The organism is Rhodosalinus sediminis (assembly GCF_003385555.1).
Classification (GTDB): domain Bacteria; phylum Pseudomonadota; class Alphaproteobacteria; order Rhodobacterales; family Rhodobacteraceae; genus Rhodosalinus; species Rhodosalinus sediminis.
The window spans coordinates 1-440 of the sequence record NZ_QOHR01000104.1 but is presented as its reverse complement, the minus strand read 5'-3'; the positions used below and the strand labels follow the sequence as shown (position 1 = coordinate 440).

Sequence of the window (440 nt, the reverse complement as noted above, 5' to 3'; positions counted from 1 at the left end):
GACGGCGCGGCCCGGCGCGCCGATCTCGCCGCGCGGCTGGAGCGGGCGGAGGCCGCGCGCACCGCGATGGAGGAGGCCGCCGCGGCGGCGCGCCACGGCCCGGACGCGGCGGCGCTCCAGCGGCTCGAGGATCTCGCTGGGGCGCTGCGCACCGCCGAAGCCCGGCGCGACGGCGCCGCGCCGCAGCTCGTCATGCACTACGCGCCGGGGCGGTCGGACGGCGTGCGGCTCTCGGGCACGGCGCTGCCGGAGGGAACCGCGGTGCCGATCCCCAAGGGCGCGGAGCTCGCGCTCGACGGGCTCGGCACGCTGACGGTCCACCCCGGCACGGGCCCGCGCGCCGCCGCCGAGACCGAGCGCGCCGCGGCCGACCTCGCCCGGGCGCTGGAGGCCGCGGGGGCCGAGACCCTCGAGGCCGCGCGCGCCGCCGCCGCGGCCCG

Annotated in this window: 1 pseudogene; it reads left to right on the top strand. The window is 83.6% G+C overall.

Annotated elements, in window-relative coordinates:
* Positions 1-440: pseudogene (locus DRV84_RS15725) on the top strand (AAA family ATPase); the annotation flags it as partial.